Source organism: Hyphomonas sp., assembly GCF_040882205.1.
Lineage (GTDB): Bacteria > Pseudomonadota > Alphaproteobacteria > Caulobacterales > Hyphomonadaceae > Hyphomonas.
Genome location: NZ_JBBEBT010000368.1, coordinates 20387 through 39030 on the forward strand (window position 1 = coordinate 20387; position 18644 = coordinate 39030).

Here is an 18644-nt window from a genome sequence, read left to right on the forward strand (position 1 = left end):
AGGCCCGCCGCTATCACCCTCATGCCTGTGCTGTGCAACCGGGCGAAACCGGATCACTCCGCGTGCAAATTCCGCTGCTGGTTGCCGGGCAGGGGGCGTGCACCTTAAGGAGTATGTCAAAGCGGGAGACGGCATCGATGAAGGGCGGGGGTATGTGGCGCATTTACGGGCCGGTGATCGCGGTCGCCGTGACCGGGTTCCTGGTCGCCCTGTTCCTGATGGAGCCGGCGCCGCCGAAGACCATCCGCTTTGGCGCCGGGGCCCCGGGCGGCGCTTATCATGCCTATGCCGAGCGCTATCAGCGCCTGCTGGCGCAACAGGGCGTGGACGTCGAGCTGATCGACACGGCCGGCTCGATCGACAATCTCCGCCTGCTGGAAGACGACTTCATTGATGTCGCGCTGGTGCAGGGCGGCCTGACCGGTGTGACCGAAGAAAAGGTGCTCCGCTCCCTCGGCGGGCTGTTCGAGGAGCCGTTCTGGGTCTTCGTGCGCAGCAACGCTGCCGCCGACGATTTCGGTGACCTGAAATCCCTGCGGTTCTCCATCGGCCCGGAAGGCTCCGGCACCCGCGCGCTAGCCCATGAATTGCAGACCGCCTATGGCGGCAACTGGCCCAACGGCGCCCGTCTGGGGATGTCTACCCGCGACGCCGAAGCTGCGCTCCGCGCCGGCGAAATCGACGCGGCTGCCTTCGCGGCGTCTCCGGACGCCGCTTATATTCAGGACCTGCTGCGCGCCGGAGATATCCGCCTGCTTCCCTTTGCCCGCGCCGAGGCGATTGCCCGGCGGGAAGAGGGGCTCGCCGCCGTCATTCTGCTGCGCGGCGTTGCCGATATCGGCGCCGACATTCCGGAACGCGACGTTGCGCTCGTCGCCGCCGTCTCCCAGCTGGTGGTGCGCAATGATGTCCACCCCGCGATCGAGGCCGTCCTGCTGGACGCCGCGCTGGCCATCCATTCGGAGAAAAGCCTGTTCTCGCCCGCCGGCCGGTTTCCGAATGCCGGCAATACCGACCTGCCGGTCAGCAAGCAGACCACACGGTTCTACCGCGATGGCCCGTCCTTCCTCAGGCGGTACTTTCCGTTCAGCGTGGCCAACTTCCTCGACCGCACCTGGGTCCTCGCGATTCCGCTGCTGACGCTGGCTTTCCCGCTCGTGCGCGCGGCGCCGCCGATCTACCGCTGGCGCGTGCGTCGCCGGATCTATGTCTGGTACAAGGACCTGCGCGCCCTTGAGGAAGAAGGCCGTGCAACCCCGCAGGGCGAGCCGCGCACCTCGGTAATCAGCCGCCTGGAGCGCCTGCAGGCCGACATCGGCAAGCTGGAAGTGCCGCTATTCTACAATGATGATCTTTACCGTCTGCGCAGTCATGTCGAGTTCGTGAAGCAACTGCTCAGCGCGGCGCCGGGCACCGCGCCGGCTGCTATCGCCTAGATCAGCCCGGCGGCCTTAGCCTCGGTGGCATAGGTGCGCGAGACCGGGGCTTCCTTGCCCGAAGGCAGCACCAGCGAGACCTTGCCGCCCTGCCGCTTCACATCGCGCACCGCTGCCTTCGCCACCCACCAGGACCGGTGCACCTGCAGCCCCCCGCCGCCTTCCAGCTCGCGAATGGCATCTGCAAGGCGCATCAGGATCAGCTCCTCGCCCAGGCTCGTGTGCACGCGCAGGTAATGGTCCTCCGAAGAGACCGCATGCAGTTCCGCCTGCCGGAACTTGAGGGGCAAGCGCGACAGGAATGTCTCGACGGGCCCGGCGCCCTCCAGCGCATCAACTGGCGCAGGCGCGAGGATAGACTTGTCCGCCATATAGCCAACGGCTGTCATCCCGGCTGAGATGACCCAGACGAGCCCGAAGATCCTGGGCGCGTACGCGAGTGACATTTCGCGGCGCATCAAGACGGTTTCGACTGCGAATACGGCGCAGGTGACGACCAGCGCGGCAGCAACGGAAAGCAGCATGAGGTTAACCGGCACAGGCAGGTCCGGAAATGCCTGTTCAAGCCAACGCCCAGCGAACTCTGCCGAGAGGCTGCCCAGCAAGATCAGCGCAAACCAGTAGAGGAACACGGCCCAGGCCGGAAACCCGGGCGTCGCGTTGAAGGGGCCGACTATCGACAGAAACAGCGCGGCGCCCGCGTAGACGCCTGCCTCCCTCAAGCGGGTTAGTCTGTCCTTTGGCGGGTTCATGCCGGATCCGGGCCTCGCTTCGCGCTTCGCGAACGGTATTGGCGGTATTTCGCGAAGGATTCCACCCCGGACACGTAGTTGCGGTGGCGGGGGCGGGAAGCGGCAGCGATGTTGATCAGGCCGGACGAGACACCGTCCAGAAACTGTCCATAAATCCTCTGGAGTCCAAACCAATGACCGACCTCGCCGCCCCCCGCTCCGCCTCTCCGTTTTCGTTCCGCCACCTTCAGGCGCGGCATGGCAACAAGCTGCTCGTGGCCGCCGCCATCACCGGATACGCCTTCCTGTCACAGGCCATGCTGGCCGGGCAGGGCACCGGCGCGGTAAAGCTTCGGATCGATCTTTCCCCGCTGCTCGAAGTTTCGCCCATCCTTCAGGCGCACATTGCCGGAGCGCTGCTCTCCTTCGCCATCGGCACCGCGCTTCTGCTCGGGGTCAAGGGCCGCTTGCACCACCGGGTCCTCGGCTACACCTGGGTCGTCACCATGAGTGTGACGGCGATCAGCTCTTTCTTCCTCACCGGCCTCAACGGTGACAGCTACAGCCTGATCCATCTCCTCTCGGGCTGGACCGTCATTGTGCTGCCCATGGCGCTCGTCGCCGCGCGCCGCCGGGACATCGCCAAACACCGCAAGGAAATGACCAGTATGTTTTTCGGCGGCATGCTGATCGCGGGCCTGTTCAGCTTCCTGCCTGGCCGCCTGATGTGGCACCTCCTCTTCACGGCCTGATCTAGGGCGGTCGATTGACGCCTTACGGCTGTCGCAGAACACCGCTAGGAGTCTCCTCAGGGCCTGTCCGGCGCTGAGGAGGCAATCATGAAAAAACTCACATCACTCGCAATCCTGTTTGTGCTGGCGGCCTGCCAGTCTCCCGCCGAATTGCCGATGATCGGCGATGTCTTTGCGCCGAAAAGCGCCGATGACGCGCTGGAGTCTTATTACCGCACACTGCCCGACGACTTTTACCCGCGCGCGCCGGCCGGCGCGGCGCTGCCGGATGCCTCGAGCGCTCTGATACGCATCCTCGTCGCGTCCTGCCTCGATGAAGAGAAACCGGACAGCGCTGCCATGCGCTCCCTTGCCGGCGAGACGGCTGACCTCTTCCTGATGATCGGCGACAATGTCTACGGCGACCGCGACGGCCCCGCCTATGTCAACAACCAGCCGGAACTGGACGAGCTGCGCGCCAGCTTCCGCGATCTCGCGGCGCGCGAGGATTTCAAGGCGGTGCGCGCGAAGTTCCCGATGATGGTGGCGTGGGACGACCATGATTTCGGTGCCAACGATGCCGGCCGCGAATTCCCGTTCCGCCGCCTCGCCGAGCGTATCCACGAACGTTTCTGGGGCCTCGAGAACGAGGATGTCGGCGCCTGGCCCGGTACCTACTACGCCCGCACTTTCGGCCCTGAAGGCCAGCGCACGCAGGTCATCGTGCTCGACACGCGCTTCTTCCGCTCCGCCCTGACGCCGACGGACGCCTGGAACCAGAAAGGCAAGGAACGCTATATCCCCTCCGCCGATCCGGAACAGGACATGCTGGGTAACGACCAGTGGACCTGGCTGGAAAACCGGCTGCAGGACCCCGCTGACCTGCGCCTGATCGTGTCCTCCATCCAGGTCCTCGCCACCGACAGCCATGGCTACGAGGCCTGGTCACGCCTGCCACTGGAACAGCAGCGCCTCTACCGCCTCGTGCGCGAAACCGAAGCCAAGGGCGTCGTCTTCGTCTCCGGCGACCGCCACACCGCCTTCCTCTACAAGGACGATACCGCGCTGCCTTACCCGGTCAGCGAGATCACGGCTTCCTCGATCAACGTCTCCTTCGCCGCGACCACGACCGAGGTGGACCGCGCGCAGGTGGGGGAGGGCTACCCGCCCGAAAATTACGGCGCTATCGACATCGACTGGGCAGGCGGCACGGTCAGCTTCGGCATCCAGTCGAATACCGGCGAGACGGTGCGCGAGATGACGGCAAAGTTCCGCTGAACCGCAACGCGAATGTCGGGCTACAGAAATGTGATCACGCTGATCCTCGCGATCTGCCTCATGCAGGCGGCGGCGAGTTTTCTTGGCGTCATCACGCCGGTCGGGCTGACTGAACTCAAGGCCGGTGAAACGCTTACCGGGCTGATCGGCGCGCTCTATTCTGCGGGTTTCATGGCCGGCGCCTGGGCCGGACCCGCCTTGCTTGGCCGTTACAGCACCATCCGGCTCTATGCCGCCGCCGCCGCGATCACGGCTGTCTTCGCGCTGGTGATGGGCATGGTGCCCGGTATCGCCGCCTGGGGCGCCGCGCGCGTGATGCAGGGCATCGGCTTCGGCCTTCTGTTCGCGAGCGCTGAAAGCTGGCTGGGACAGGCCGTCCCGAAAGACCGGCGCGGCGACATGATGGGTTTCTACTACTTCCTCTCCCGGATAGCCGGATTGCTGGCCCCTTTCCTCGCCTTCGGACTTTCGGCGCTCGATCCGCGCGGCCTCAGCTGGGTGTCGATCCTGCTCTGCCTGTCGCTCGTCACGATGTGCCTGACACGGCAGGCAGAACCTTCGCCGCCGGGGCGAGAGGTGATGCGTCCGCTGGATCTGTTCCGGCTCGCACCCTCGGCTGTGACCGGGTCTTTCCTCGCCGGCCTGCTCAACACAGGTACGCTGGCTCTGCTGCCGACCTGGACGAGCACATTCGCAATTGGCGGGGGCGGAACCGGTGCGGCCGCCTTGGCTGCAGCGGCGGCGGCGGCCGGCGCGCTTCTGGTCCAATGGCCGGCCGGGCGGATATCCGACCGGATGGAGCGGCGCCTCGTGGTGGCCGGCCTGTCGCTGTTCTCCGGCGCGGCAGCGCTGGCGCTGGCGGCCGGAGGCACGCGTTTCAGCGAACCTGTTGTTCTGGCCTTGCTGTGCCTCTGGGGCGCGGGCGCGTTCTCGTTCTATGGCGTCTGCGCGGCCCACGCGATTGACCGCGCCGGACCCGGCCGAATTCCGCAGGTGATGAGCGGCATCCTGTTCGTCTGGGCGGCGGGCTCAGTGGCCGGGCCCATACTGTCAGGCGTGGCGATGAGCCTCAGCGGGCCGCAGGCCCTGTTCGGCCTTGCGGCTTCCGGCCTGTTCCTGCTGGCCGGGATCATGCTGGTCCGCAGCCGCGTCCGCGCGCCCCCCGCGACCGTCGCGCCCGAGGCCTTTATGCCCGCCGAAGCCACGTCGGTCGCCGTGCCCGCGCCTGACCCGCGGGCGGGCGACGCGAATTGACGGCGGGGCAAATCGTGACCTCTGGGTCCAAACCCTAGTACTCAGGCGATTGCTACAGGCGATTCTGCTGGTATACAGCGGCGCGAACCACAAGGGGGAGAGGCGGGCGAGAGGCGCCCCGTCCTGCCCCCGAACAGGGAAAACTCCATGAACATTCACGAATACCAGGCCAAGGCGCTGCTGAAATCCTTCGGTGCGCCGGTGGCTGAAGGTGTGCCAGTCCTGTCGCTGGCAGACGTGCAGAAGGCCGTTGATTCGCTGCCCGGCCCGCTCTGGGTCGTCAAAAGCCAGATCCACGCAGGTGGCCGCGGCAAGGGCAAGTTCATCGAGAAGGAGGCCGGCGAGAAGGGCGGCGTCCGCCTCGCCTTCTCAAAGGAAGACGTGAAGAAGCATGCCGAAGCGATGCTTGGGCGTCACCTCGTGACCGCGCAGACCTCTGCCGCCGGCAAGCAGGTGAACCGGCTCTATGTCGAAGACGGCGCCGACATTGAAAAAGAACTCTACCTGTCGATCCTCGTGGACCGGTCCACCTCAAACGTGGCCTTCGTCGTCTCCACCGAAGGCGGCATGGATATCGAGGCGGTCGCGCATGACACGCCGGAAAAAATCCTCACCGTGCAGATCGACCCGCTGGTCGGCGTGACGCCGGCGGATGCCCAGAAGCTCAACGCCGCGCTGCACCTCACCGGCACCGCCGCCGCAGACGGCCTCAAACTCTTCCCGATCCTCTACAAGGCCTTCACCGAGAAGGACATGGCGATGCTGGAGGTGAACCCCCTCATCGTGATGAAGGACGGCCACCTGCGCGTGCTCGACGCGAAAGTCTCGTTTGACGGCAACGCGCTGTTTCGCCACCCCGATGTTGCGGCCCTGAAGGATGAAACCGAACAGGACGCCAAGGAACTCGAAGCCGCCGAATGGGACCTTGCCTATATTGCGCTCGACGGCACGATCGGCTGCATGGTCAACGGCGCCGGCCTCGCGATGGCGACCATGGACATTATCAAGCTCCATGGTGAAGAGCCGGCAAACTTCTGCGACGTCGGCGGCGGCGCCGGCAAGGAGAAGGTGGCAGCCGCCTTCAAGATCATCATGAAGGACCCGAACGTGAAGGGCATCCTCGTGAACATCTTCGGCGGCATCATGAAATGCGATGTCATCGCCGAAGGCGTGATCGCAGCCGTGAAAGAAACGAACCTTTCCGTTCCGCTGGTCGTGCGCCTTGAAGGCACGAACGTCGAACTCGGCAAGAAGATCATCCGCGAAAGCGGTCTCAACGTCATTTCCGCAGACGATCTCGATGATGCGGCCCAGAAAATTGTCAAAGCGGTGCGGGGTTAAGCGTCATGTCCATTCTGATCGACAAGAACACGAAAGTCCTGACGCAAGGCATGACCGGCAATACCGGCTCGTTCCATACCAGCCAGGCGCTTGAATATTACGGCACGCAGATGGTCGGCGGCATCCACCCCAGGAAGGGCGGCGAGATGTGGACGGCAGCGAACGGCAAGGAATTGCCGATCTTCGCCTCCGTCGCGGAAGGCAAGGCCAAAACCGGCGCAACGGCTTCGGTGGTCTACGTCCCGCCTGCGGGCGCCGCCGCCGCCATCGAGGAAGCCATTGACGCGGAAATCCCGCTGATCGTTTGCATCACCGAAGGTGTCCCGGTCATGGACATGGTCCGCGTCAAGGCGAAGCTCGCGAAATCCAAGTCGCGCCTGATCGGTCCAAACTGCCCCGGCATCATCACGGCGAACGAATGCAAGATCGGCATCATGCCGGGCTCCATCTTCAAGAAGGGCTCGGTCGGCATCGTCTCGCGCTCCGGCACGCTGACTTATGAAGCGGTGTTCCAGACCACCAATGCCGGCCTCGGCCAGACCACCGCTGTCGGCATCGGCGGCGACCCGGTCAAAGGCACCGAGTTCATCGACCTGCTCGAGATGTTTCTGGCCGATGACGAGACCAAGTCGATCATCATGATCGGCGAAATCGGCGGCTCGGCCGAAGAGGAGGCCGCGCAGTTCCTCATCGACGAAGCCAGGCGCGGCCGCAGGAAACCGATGGCCGGCTTCATCGCGGGCCGCACTGCTCCGAAGGGCCGCACGATGGGCCATGCCGGCGCGATTGTCTCTGGCGGGAAGGGCGATGCGGAATCCAAGATTGCGGCAATGGAAGCTGCGGGAATCCGTGTAAGCCCAAGCCCGGCGCGTCTTGGTACGACGCTGGTCGAAGTGTTAAAGGGTTAGAAGACCCTCTGGTTTAGCCTGCAGCTGTGATTGCCTGAAGGCGGCGCGGTTTGCAGGCGGGGCTCTGCAGCCCGTGACCTGCAGGCGGCATCATCCGCCCCCATATGCTTGCCGGGGGCGGCAGCTCTGGAAGGATGATTTTTCAATGGCAGACGATGGCAGCCCGGTGAACGGTCCGCGCAGCTCGGGCAACTCGGCGATGCTGGAAACGGCGTTCCTCTACGGGGGCTCGGCGCTCTGGATCGAACAGATGCAGGCCGCCTATGCGAAAGATCCCGCGTCGGTGCCGGAAAGCTGGCGCGCCTTCTTCGCTGACCTCGGCGACGACGCGGCCAGCGCCACCACCAATGCCAGGGGCGCCAGCTGGAAACGCCAGGGCTGGCCAATGCCCGCCCGCGACGAACAGGTCGCCGCCTTCGACGGCGACTGGGCGCTGCTGGAGCCGAAGCTGGAGAAAAAGATCAAGGCCGGCGCGCCTGCTGCTGCCCCGGTCGACATCTCCCGCGCCGTGACCGACTCGATCCGCGCGATCATGATGATCCGCGCCTACCGGATGCGCGGCCACCTTGCGGCCAATCTCGATCCGCTGCGCCTCGACACGCCCGAGCACCAGCCCGAACTCGACCCTGCGACCTATGGTTTCGGGCCCGGGGACATGGACCGCAGCGTTTTCATCGACGGCTATCTCGGCCTCGCGCATGCTACGCCGACGCAGATGCTGGACATCCTCAAGCGTACCTATTGCTCGACGCTCGGCATCGAGTTCATGCACATCTCTGACCCGGAAGAGAAATCCTGGCTGCAGGAGCGCATGGAAGGCCCCGACAAGGGCGTCGCCTTCACGCGCGAAGGCAAGCTGGCCATCCTCGGCAAGCTGATCGAAGCTGAAAGCTTCGAGCGCTTCCTGCACAAACGCTTCCCTGGCACCAAGCGCTTCGGCCTCGATGGCGGCGAAGCGGCAGTTCCGGCGCTGGAGCAGATCATCAAGCGCGGCGGCGCTCTCGGCGTCAACGAGATTGTCGTCGGCATGCCGCACCGCGGCCGCCTTAATATGCTCGCGGCCGTGATGGGCAAGAGCTACGAAAAAATCTTCCATGAGTTCCAGGGCGGCTCCACGCAGGGTTCCGGAAGCTTCGGCTCGGGCGATGTGAAATACCACCTCGGCGCCTCGTCTGACCGGGAGTTCGACGGCAACACCGTCCACCTCACCATGAACGCCAACCCGTCGCACCTCGAGGCGGTCAATCCGGTCGTCCTCGGCCGCACGCGCGCCAAGCAGTTCACCGAGTCCCAGCAGACCGGCAAGCTCGACCGCTCTAAGAAACTCCCCCTCCTCCTGCACGGCGATGCCGCCTTCGCGGGGCAGGGCGTTGTGGCAGAATGTTTCGCGCTCTCGGGCCTGCAGGGCTACCGCACCGGCGGCACCATCCACTTCATCGTCAACAACCAGATCGGCTTCACCACGAGCCCGATGTATTCGCGCTCCTCGCCGTATCCGTCGGATGTTGCGCTGATGGTCCAGGCGCCGATCTTCCACATCAACGGCGACGATCCGGAAGCGGTGGTCTATGCCGCAAAGGTCGCCACCGAATACCGCCAGAAATTCTGCAAGGACGTTGTCATCGACATGTTCTGCTATCGCCGCTTCGGTAACAACGAAGGCGACGATCCGACGATGACCCAGCCGATCATGTACAAGGTGATTAAGGACCTGCCGTCGACGCGCGAAATATATGGCAAGCGCCTCGTCGCCGAGGGCCTGCTCACCGCTGAACAGGTCGAGACGCAGGTCAAGGCGTTCGAGGGCTTCCTCGAACAGGCCTTCACTGCCGCGAAGGACCTCAAGACGAACAAGGCCGACTGGCTGGAAGGCCACTGGTCGGGCTTCAGCCTGCCGATTGATGATGACCGCCGCGGCAAGACCGGCGTGGCGAAAGCCAAGCTCAAGGAACTCGGCGATGCAATCACGCGCGTGCCGGAAGGTGTCGACATCCACAAGACGGTGGACCGCGTCCTCGCCCGCCGCCGCGAAAGCTACGAGACCGGCAAGGAGATCGACTGGGGCGGCGCGGAGCATCTGGCCTTCGCCAGCCTGCTCGACGAAGGCTTCCCGGTCCGCCTTTCCGGTCAGGATGTCGGGCGCGGCACCTTCGTGCAACGCCACAGCCATATGGTCGACCAGACCAACGGCGAGCGCCACACGCCGCTGAACCATATCCGCGAAGGCCAGGCGCCCTATGAGGTGATCGACTCGCTGCTCTCCGAGGAAGCCGTGCTCGGTTACGAGTATGGATACTCGCTCGCCGATCCGAACACGCTGACCCTCTGGGAGGCGCAGTTCGGAGACTTCTGCAACGGCGCGCAGGTCTATTTCGACCAGTTCATCTCGTCCGCCGAGCGCAAATGGCTGCGCATGTCGGGTCTCGTGATGCTGCTGCCGCATGGCTATGAAGGTCAGGGTCCGGAGCATTCCTCGGCCCGCCTTGAACGCTTCCTGCAGATGTGCGCGGAAGACAACATGCAGGTCTGCAACCTGACCACGCCGTCGAACTATTTCCACGCCCTGCGCCGCCAGATCCACCGCGAGTTCCGCAAGCCGCTGGTGATCATGACGCCGAAATCGCTGCTGCGCCACAAGCTGGCTACCTCGACCATCGACGACATGAACGCCAAGTCGACCTTCCACCGCATCCTGTGGGACGATGCCGAAACGCCGGGGCGCGAGGGCGCTGTGAAGCTCGTCAAGGACAACAAGATACGCCGCGTCGTGCTTTGCTCGGGTAAGGTCTATTATGATCTTTTCGAAGCGCGGGAAGCGGCGGGTATGGACGATGTCTATCTCCTGCGCGTCGAGCAGTTCTACCCGGTGCCGCGCAAGTCGCTGGTCACCGAGCTGAAGCGCTTTACCCAGGCCGAGATCGTCTGGTGCCAGGAAGAGCCGCGCAACATGGGCGGCTGGACCTTCATCCGCGACGAGCTCGAATGGTGCGCCGGCCAGGCCGGCTATGCCCAGCCGCGCCCGAAATATTCGGGCCGTCCGCCCAGCGCCGCCACTGCCACTGGCCTCCTGTCGAAACATCAGGCCGAACAGGCTTCGCTCATCAAGATCGCGCTGTCGCCGGACCCGGTCGACGACCGGATCCTGTCTGCCTGACCTCCTCCAGCAATCCCTCCGGACACTGACCAATGACAGACATTGTTGTACCCACACTCGGCGAAAGCGTCACGGAAGCCACCGTCGGCCGCTGGCTGAAGGCCACGGGTGACGCCGTGAAGAAGGACGACGTGCTCGTCGAACTGGAAACCGACAAGGTCTCGGTTGAAGTCTCGGCCAGCGAAGACGGCGTGCTGTCGGATATCTCCGTGCCGGAAGGCGAGACGGTCGGCATCGGCGCCCTCCTTGGGCGGATCAACGGGGCAGGGGCCGCTGCGGCGAAACCCGCGTCCGCTGCCAAGCCCGCCGCCGCTGCGCCCGCGTCCCCCGCTAAGCCCGCGCCCGCGCCGGTGGCAGTCCCAGCCGGCGGCGTCACTGATGTGAAAGTCCCGGTCATGGGCGAAAGCGTTGCCGAAGGCACGATTGCCTCCTTCTCCAAGAAGGTCGGCGAGAAGGTAAAGAAGGACGAGACCATCGCCGAGATCGAGACCGACAAGGTTGCGCTCGAAGTGCCGTCGCCCGCGGATGGCGTGATCATCGAACTGCTCGTCGAGCCGGGCGCCAGCGTCGCGCCGGGCGCGGTGATTGCGCGCATCGGCGCCTCGATGGCGGCGCCGGTGAAGGCCGCCGCCGAAGCCGCGCCCGCGAAAACTGTCTCCGCCCCGGCCGCGCCCGGTGCCAGCGGAACCGGCGAGCGCCCGGTCGCTCCGTCCGTGCGCCGCATCGCTGCCGAGGCGAATGTCGATCCCTCCGGCATCGCGGGCTCGGGCCGTGATGGCCGCGCCACCAAAGCCGATGCCCTTGCTTACGTGAACCAGCCGAAAGTCCCCAGTATGCCCGATACCCAGGCCCGCCCGCCCCGCGAAACCGGTCCGCGTGAAGAACGTGTACGGATGACCCGCCTGCGCCAGACCATCGCCCGCCGCCTGAAGGAAGCTCAGGATACGGCTGCGATGCTCACCACGTTCAATGATGTCGACATGTCGGCCATCATGGACCTGCGCAAGAAACACCAGGACGCCTTCGTCGCCCGCCACGGCATCAAGCTCGGCTTCATGGGCTTCTTCGTGAAAGCGGTCACCAGCGCGCTGAAGGAAGTGCCCGCCGTCAATGCTGAGATCGACGGCCAGGATGTCATCTACAAGAACTACTATGACATCGGCGTAGCTGTCGGAACCGAGAAGGGCCTCGTCGTACCGGTTGTTCGGGGTACGGATGAAATGTCCTTAGCCGATATCGAGAAGGCCATTGCCGGCCTCGGCAAGAAGGCCCGCGATGGCCAGCTGACCATCGGCGACCTGCAGGGCGGCACTTTCACCATCTCCAATGGCGGTATCTACGGCTCGCTGATGTCCACGCCGATCCTCAACCCGCCGCAATCTGGCGTGCTCGGCATGCACCGTATCGAAGACCGCCCGATCGTGCGCAATGGCCAGATCGTTATCAAGCCGATGATGTACCTTGCCCTCAGCTACGACCACCGCATCGTCGATGGCAAGGAAGCCGTCACCTTCCTCGTCCGCGTCAAGGACGCTCTGGAAGATCCGGAACGGATGCTGCTGGAAGTCTAGGGCCCATGATTTCTGGAGGGAGCTGCGCTGTAGGGTCACTTCAGAGCAGCTCCCTCTTGTATTTTCCGCGGAACGCCAGACCTTAGGCGCCAGAGCGATCAACGCGGGAGAAGCAAGATGACCGATCAGGAATACGTACCGCCCAAGGTCTGGATCTGGAACAAGGAAAGCGGCGGGCGCTTTGCGGCGATCAACCGCCCCATCGCCGGCCCGACCCATGACGAGGACCTGCAGGTCGGCAAGCACCCGCTGCAGCTCTACTCTCTCGGCACGCCGAACGGCGTGAAGGTCACGATCCTGCTCGAGGAGCTCCTCGCACTCGGCCACAAGGGCGCCGAATATGATGCCTGGTTGATCAATATCGGCGAGGGCACGCAGTTCTCGTCCGGCTTCGTGTCCGCCAATCCGAATTCTAAGATTCCGGCCCTGATGGACCATTCGGTCAGCCCGCCGCAGCGCGTCTTCGAGTCCGCCTCGATCCTGCTTTACCTCGCCGAAAAGTTCGGGCAATTCCTGCCGAAGGATCCGCGCAAGCGCACCGAAGCGCTCTCCTGGCTGTTCTGGCAGATGGGCTCGGCGCCATTCCTCGGCGGTGGCTTCGGCCACTTCTATGCCTATGCCCCCACTAAGATCGAATACGCGATCGACCGCTATGCGATGGAAGTGAAACGCCAGCTCGACGTGCTCGACCGCCACCTCGCCGAAAATGAGTACATGGCGGGCGATGAATACTCGATCGCCGACATGGCGATCTGGCCCTGGTATGGCGCCGTCGTGCTCGGCGTCGTGTACAATGCGGGTGAGTTCCTGTCGGTCCAAGAATACAAAAACGTCCTTCGCTGGACCAGACAGATCGGCGAACGCCCTGCGGTGAAGCGCGGCCGGATGGTCAACTCGACCAACGGCAAGCCCGAGAACCAGCTGCGCGAACGCCACGATGCCAGCGATTTCGAGACGAAAACGCAGGACAAGCTCGAAGCACAGTCAGGATCCTGACCCTGTTCGGCTTGTTCAATAAGAACGCGCCCGCCTTTGATGTGGCGGAAGGTAATGCCTTTGTTTCGAAGGGCCTGACGCTTCTGCAAGCTGGCAACGGCGCTGCCCTTGGCAGGCTCTATGCCGGTCTGCACCCGGCTGACCGTGTGCACTTTCTCGATGGCCTCGGTCTTCTGAGCGATATTGGAGCCGCTGTGCCAGCGAGGGCCGGCCACCCGTCGCTGGCCGCCATTGAGGGCGGCTTGCGATACGTCTGGGCACACCGCCTGCGCGGCTTCGCGACGGCGGACCAGACGAGCGACGCCCAGGCCTTCAATATGTACGACATGGCGGACGAGGCACACGCGGCGCTGGACGAGGCGGCACGCCTCACGCCGCAGGACAGCGCGGTGCATGCCTTCCGCATACGTGCAGAAATGCTCGCTCGCGGCGTTGAGGGCGGCGTCGAGGCGGCTTTTCGCGATCTGGACGCGGCCGGCGAACCCAATGTCCTCGCAGGCCTCGCCCGGCTGAACTATCTGGCGCCGAAATGGCATGGCAGCGTGGACGAGATGCACGCCTTTGCCGATGCCGCGATCGCGCGGGCACCGAACGCAGCCTTCCTCGCTCTGAAGGCGCGGGCCTGCATCGAGGAATGGCTCTACGAAAGCGGCATGAACGAGGCGCCGGGGTCCGCCGCGGCGCTCAAGGCAAAATCGGCCACACCGGCTTTCCGGCAATCGCTGGCCGATCTCGATGACCGCTTCCTCGAGCTCCTGAAAACCGGCCCCGCACTCTCCGCCGCCGAAGCCCATTTTGCCCGCAACCAGTTCGCCGTCCTGTTCGTCGCTTTTGTTGACCGTCCGCGTCTGAAGCACCACCTCACCGGCCTTGCGGCGCCCGCGGCCGTTCCGTGGGGCTACTTCGCCGGGGGTAATGTGCCGCGATTTCTGGCGAAGCTGCACAAGGAACTGGGCCTCCCGAAGCGGTAGGCCCCTGCGCTGCGGCGACGCGCCCTGTCCCTTGCGCGGGGCGCGCCGCCTATATAACCCGGCAGAACGGCAAAAGAGGCGGCAGCCCCATGACGACTTATACCAGCGACGAGCGCCGCCATACGGCCGAGACCGCCGCGTCGATGACCGATGTGCGCTACGAGATCGACCGGATTGACCGGCTGCTGGTCGAAATCATCGCCGAGCGCCAGTCCTTCATGGACGCCGCTGCGCGCATCAAGGGCGACCGGAACATCGTGCACGACCGTGCCCGGATCGAGGATGTGGTCGCCAAGGTGAAGGCCGAATGCCCGAAGCATGGCCTGTCGCCGGCGATTGCCGAGCCGGTCTGGCGCACGATGATCGATCGCTGCATCGCCTATGAATTTGCGAGCTGTGACGCGCTGCGCTTGCCAATCAAGGTCAAGTCGTAGGCGGCCCGGGCGGCTGCTTCCAGGGCTTCGCCGAGCGCGTCTTTGACGTCTCCCAGCAGAACCGCCGCATGGGCGGTGCTTGGCGCGGCCTCGCCGCGACCCGCCTTTTCGGCCCGCTCGCAGGCTGCGGCGAGTTTCAGCGCGCCGATGCCAAGGCTGGCGCCTTTCAGCGTATGTGCTGCGTCGGACCATTCGCGCGCTTCCAGCCTCGGGTCCAGCAGGCGCGACCAGAGCTGCGCCTGGTGCTGGAAAATCTCGATCACTTCGATGCCGAGTTCAGCATCGCCGCTGGTCATCGCGGCAAGATGGTCGAGGTCCATCACCGGCAGGGAAGGGCGGGGCTCGGTCATCTGTCGGGTCTCCTGTGCCCCGAAAGCCTGACCGGAGCCCGTTAGCATCCTGTTAACGATGCGTTTGGCGCAAAAAATTCACGTTTCATCGATTGTCGAAAAGGTTCAATTCTGATATTTTCCCTTTCTAGGTCCGGTGGGCGTCTGGAGCCTTTTTTCGTGGGGACTGCGTGATGACCGACCTGCTCATCCTGATCCGTAATCTCGTTCTGGCGACGATTCTCGCCTGGCTCGGGATTGAGTTCGCCCCCGAGCGTGAAGAGAAACCGGCGAAAGATTCCGTTGTCATCGCCCTTCTCGGCTGACGAACCCTGCAAAGGCTTAACCTTGAATCGTGCATTCTGCCCTCGCGGCAGCACGCAAGGCGCGTTATACAGTGAACATGACAGAAGCTTCCTCCGTGCGCCCATCGGGCCGGGACGACCTTGTGCGTCACCAGGCTTCTCAAAACTTTGAGATGGCGCAGACCGGTGGCGGATGGATGGTGACGACCGCCGTCGTGGTTGCGCTTCTCTGGATCGCCGGCATGGTTCTCGGCTTCCTTGGGCTTGGCGGCATGGCGCTGACCGAGCAGGTTTCGCCGCTGCTCGTGGCAGCGGGCGCGATCGCCGCACTGATGCCCGCTTTCCTCATCATCATGGCCGGCTTCATGGGCCGCTCCAGCCGCCGCGCGTCCGCTGCCAATGCGCTGGTGCTGGAAGCCACTTCGCGCCTGATGGCCCCGGCGCGCGAAGCGGGCACCGAGGGCATCACCTTTGCCGAGCAGATGAAACAGGCGGCGGCCGAAGTCGACCGCTCGATGGCGCAGGCGCTGACCGCGATGAAGGCGATGGGCGGCGAGATCGGCGATGAACGCCTGCGCCTCGAGTCCGTTTCCTACGCGACCTCCGACAATGCACGCGACCTTGCGACCCGGCTCGCGGCGGAGCGGCACGCGCTGGAAGCGCTCGCCCGCGAACTGCGCAGCCAGATCAGCACGATGAGCGAGGCGATCCCGCGCCAGGCCCAGATGATGATTTCTGCCGCCCGCCAGGCGAGCGACGAAGTCGGCCGCGCCGATACCGCGCTCGAGAACCGGCTGGGATCGATGGCACGCGCCGGAGAAGATCTCTCGCGCCGCCTGGAAGCGCTCGACGGCCTCGCCCGCGAAGCGGCGACGCGGACCGAGGCGCTGACCTTCTCGATCACGCGTATCGAGGATAAGCTCGAACAATCCCGCCGCACGGTGGACGCCGCCGTGCGCGCCAGTGAAGTCGCCGCAGCCGCCGCCACAACCACCGGTGATGCGCTGAAGGGCGCTGTCGCCTCGGCCCTTGATGGCGCACGCCAGGCGAATGCCGAAATCAATTCCGCGACCCGCAACGCCGCCGAAGAAGCCGCTCGCGCGCTGGCCCGGCTGCGCGAAGCGGGCGAACAGGCGGCCTATGCGCTGCGCACGGCAAGCTATGCCGCGCGGATCGAAGGCGAAAACCTTGAACGCACGACCGGCATCCGCGCGCCGGAGCCGCAACCTCTGGCCGCTCCGCCGGTGCGCCAGAGCCTTTCTGCGCCGCAAGCTCCGCACACGAACGGTCATGCCGGCAATGGCCGCGCCCCGAACGGGCATGCGACTGGTCACCCCCCGTCCTATGCGAACGGGAATGGCGGGATGCAGGCCGGCCGCGCCTCGATGGACGATGATCTTTTTGAGGCGAGCGCCGATGCGGTGATTGCCGCCAGCCTGACGCAGGCGCCGTCCGCGCTGCCGCTGGTGCTTGGCCGGGACATGACTTCGCGGGACGGAGAGCCGCTGATGCTGCGCCGGCGCCATGAAGATTCGCAGGCCGCACCGGAGCTGGCGCGCCGCCGCGCCAGCGACCAGCTGCCGGGTCCCTCCGGCAAAGGCTCGGCGCTGCGCGATATCATTTCCGACATTTCGCGCGAGGAAGCCGGCACGATGCCGGATGACCGCGAGCAGGTCGCCGAGGCTCTGGTCTCGCGCCTGCAGACGTCCGGCATCCCGCTCGCTGATGTGTTTCGGCCGCGCTCGAAAAAGAGGATCGCCGCCGCCAGTCTGAAGGGCGAAGAGGCGCGGCGCGAAGCGACCCGCGACCAGGCCGGCAAGGAAGTCGAACGTGTCTCGCACCGTCTGCGCGGCGATGTGCGGCTGATGGACATGGCCAGCCAGTTCGCCGTGATGGAACAGGCCGACGCGCTCGCCGCGCTGGATCAGACGCAGAGCACAAGCCGCAACGCAAGTGCGCGGCTGGCGGCGTTCCTGCTGGTGGATGCCGCGCTATAAGCGACGGGCATATCGTGTACCCGCCTGACCGGATAACTGCGAATTTGCCCGCGATCGACTTCGGTGCAACGCGATTGTTCTGCTCCAAGCCCGGCTTGCGGGCGCCGGTATTGCCCGACTGACGCCGCCGAAGCTTGAACCTTTCGGACTGAGGATGTTCGCTCTCGTGGACCTCAATCGCAGCCTGCTGCGCTGCACCGAAGAGCCTGCGGACTAAACGCCGACGATTTCGCTGTCGGTGGCCTCGTCCTTGATCCATTTAATGAAGGCGCGCACGTCCGGGGAGAGGTGGCGGCCTTTGGGCCAGACGAGCCAGTAGCCGAAATCGATCTGGATGGAGCCGTTGGCGAAGGGGGCCGCAAGGCGGCCTGCTGCGATGTCGTTGGCGGCGATGGCTTGCTTGGCGAGGGCGACGCCGCGGCCCGCGGCGGCTGATTCGATGACAAGGATGCCCTGGTTGAAGCGCGGACCCTTCGAGCCGTCGACGCCGGAGACGCCGTGGGCGCGCAGCCAGCTCGCCCAGTCGGGACAGGAAGGGTCGTTCTCCGAGCTTTCGTCGTGCAGCAGCGTGTGGTGCTTCAGGTCCTCGGGTTTGCGGATGGCGTGCGGACCTTCGAGTTGGCGCGGGGAGCAGACGGGGAGGACAGTTTCGTCCAGCAGTTTTTCTGATTTCAGGCCGTCATAGGTTCCCCGGCCGTAGCGGATCGCCAGATCGGCGTCGGCGGTGTTGAAATCAGTCAGCGACATGTCGGCCGAGATCCAGGCCTCGGTGCCTTCATGGGCGCGGTGGAACTTCTCGAGGCGGGGGGCGAGCCATTTGGCGGCGAAGGAGGGCGCGCAGGAGACCATGACCCGGCCTTTGCGGGCGGGGGCCTGCATGATGCGGCCAGCCTCGGAAATCCGCTCGAACGCCTCGCGGACGAGGGGGAGGGAGGCCTGGGCGGCGTCGGTGAGCAGGACGGAACGACCCGTACGCTTGAACAGCGGGGTGCCGGCGAAGTCTTCCAGCTGCCTGATCTGCTGCGAAATCGCGCCCGGCGTGACGTTCAGCTCTTCGGCCGCCTGCGTGAACGAGAGGCGCCGCGCGGCGGCTTCGAAGGCGCGCAGGGCGTTCAGGGGCGGAATACGGTCTGACGGGTCGGACATGGATAGTTTCTCTAAATAATAGACTTAGGGGTTGCCCGTTGCTGCAGGGGCGTCAAGGAGGT

General features: G+C 64.9%; 16 protein-coding genes. 13 read left to right on the top strand and 3 right to left on the bottom strand.

The window, feature by feature from the left end; all coding sequences use genetic code 11:
* Positions 1 to 137 precede the first annotated feature (137 nt).
* Positions 138 to 1436, top strand: a complete 1299-nt coding sequence (locus WEA77_RS16020) for a TAXI family TRAP transporter solute-binding subunit (RefSeq protein WP_368068871.1) — start codon at positions 138 to 140, stop codon at positions 1434 to 1436.
* Here WEA77_RS16020 and WEA77_RS16025 read toward each other — a convergent pair.
* Positions 1433 to 2188: a LytTR family DNA-binding domain-containing protein gene (locus WEA77_RS16025; RefSeq protein WP_368068872.1), complete on the bottom strand. Its 756-nt coding sequence runs from the start codon at positions 2186 to 2188 to the stop codon at positions 1433 to 1435. The two genes, WEA77_RS16020 and WEA77_RS16025, sit on opposite strands and share 4 nt — an antisense overlap.
* A 173-nt stretch (positions 2189 to 2361) precedes the next feature.
* Here WEA77_RS16025 and WEA77_RS16030 point away from each other — a divergent pair, with 173 nt between their 5' ends.
* The 10 genes from WEA77_RS16030 (at position 2362) to WEA77_RS16075 (ending at position 14805) form a co-directional block, all read left to right on the top strand.
* Positions 2362 to 2919: a DUF2306 domain-containing protein gene (locus WEA77_RS16030; RefSeq protein WP_368068873.1), complete on the top strand. Its 558-nt coding sequence runs from the start codon at positions 2362 to 2364 to the stop codon at positions 2917 to 2919.
* Positions 2920 to 3006: 87 nt separating this feature from the next.
* Positions 3007 to 4176 carry an alkaline phosphatase D family protein gene (locus tag WEA77_RS16035; RefSeq protein WP_368068874.1) on the top strand — a complete coding sequence of 390 codons (1170 nt, stop codon included), beginning with the start codon at positions 3007 to 3009 and terminating at the stop codon, positions 4174 to 4176.
* Between the two features lie 12 nt (positions 4177 to 4188).
* Positions 4189 to 5430, top strand: coding sequence for an MFS transporter (locus tag WEA77_RS16040; RefSeq protein ID WP_368068875.1), 1242 nt, complete (start codon positions 4189 to 4191; stop codon positions 5428 to 5430).
* A gap of 147 nt (positions 5431 to 5577) precedes the next feature.
* A complete protein-coding gene (sucC, locus tag WEA77_RS16045; protein ID WP_368068876.1) occupies positions 5578 to 6771 on the top strand; it encodes an ADP-forming succinate--CoA ligase subunit beta in 1194 nt (397 codons plus the stop codon).
* 5 nt (positions 6772 to 6776) lie between these two features.
* Entirely contained in the window at positions 6777 to 7679 is a 903-nt protein-coding gene (gene sucD, locus WEA77_RS16050) for a succinate--CoA ligase subunit alpha (RefSeq protein WP_368068877.1), read from the top strand.
* A 145-nt stretch (positions 7680 to 7824) separates the two neighbouring features.
* The gene (locus WEA77_RS16055) at positions 7825 to 10833 is read left to right on the top strand and encodes a 2-oxoglutarate dehydrogenase E1 component (RefSeq protein WP_368068878.1); all 3009 of its coding nucleotides are present in this window, start codon (positions 7825 to 7827) and stop codon (positions 10831 to 10833) included.
* Positions 10834 to 10865: 32 nt separating this feature from the next.
* A complete protein-coding gene (gene odhB, locus WEA77_RS16060; RefSeq protein ID WP_368068879.1) occupies positions 10866 to 12404 on the top strand; it encodes a 2-oxoglutarate dehydrogenase complex dihydrolipoyllysine-residue succinyltransferase in 1539 nt (512 codons plus the stop codon).
* 117 nt (positions 12405 to 12521) lie between these two features.
* Positions 12522 to 13400 carry a glutathione-dependent disulfide-bond oxidoreductase gene (gene yghU, locus WEA77_RS16065; RefSeq protein ID WP_368068880.1) on the top strand — a complete coding sequence of 293 codons (879 nt, stop codon included), beginning with the start codon at positions 12522 to 12524 and terminating at the stop codon, positions 13398 to 13400.
* A gap of 11 nt (positions 13401 to 13411) precedes the next feature.
* Entirely contained in the window at positions 13412 to 14371 is a 960-nt protein-coding gene (locus WEA77_RS16070; RefSeq protein ID WP_368068881.1) for a hypothetical protein, read from the top strand.
* An 89-nt stretch (positions 14372 to 14460) separates the two neighbouring features.
* Positions 14461 to 14805 (top strand): chorismate mutase, encoded by a 345-nt coding sequence (locus WEA77_RS16075; protein ID WP_368068882.1) that lies wholly within the window; start codon positions 14461 to 14463, stop codon positions 14803 to 14805.
* Here the strand turns inward: WEA77_RS16075 and WEA77_RS16080 are convergent.
* Positions 14751 to 15155, bottom strand: a complete 405-nt coding sequence (locus WEA77_RS16080; RefSeq protein ID WP_368068883.1) for an Hpt domain-containing protein — start codon at positions 15153 to 15155, stop codon at positions 14751 to 14753. The genes WEA77_RS16075 and WEA77_RS16080 overlap by 55 nt on opposite strands.
* Positions 15156 to 15328: 173 nt before the next feature.
* On the opposite strand from WEA77_RS16080, the gene WEA77_RS16085 reads away from it, so the two are divergent.
* Positions 15329 to 15460, top strand: a complete 132-nt coding sequence (locus tag WEA77_RS16085; RefSeq protein ID WP_368068884.1) for a hypothetical protein — start codon at positions 15329 to 15331, stop codon at positions 15458 to 15460.
* 152 nt (positions 15461 to 15612) lie between these two features.
* A complete protein-coding gene (locus tag WEA77_RS16090; protein WP_368068885.1) occupies positions 15613 to 17436 on the top strand; it encodes a hypothetical protein in 1824 nt (607 codons plus the stop codon).
* A 213-nt stretch (positions 17437 to 17649) separates the two neighbouring features.
* On the opposite strand, the gene gcvA is transcribed toward WEA77_RS16090, so the two are convergent.
* Entirely contained in the window at positions 17650 to 18582 is a 933-nt protein-coding gene (gcvA, locus tag WEA77_RS16095) for a transcriptional regulator GcvA (RefSeq protein ID WP_368068886.1), read from the bottom strand.
* Positions 18583 to 18644: the final 62 nt, after the last annotated feature.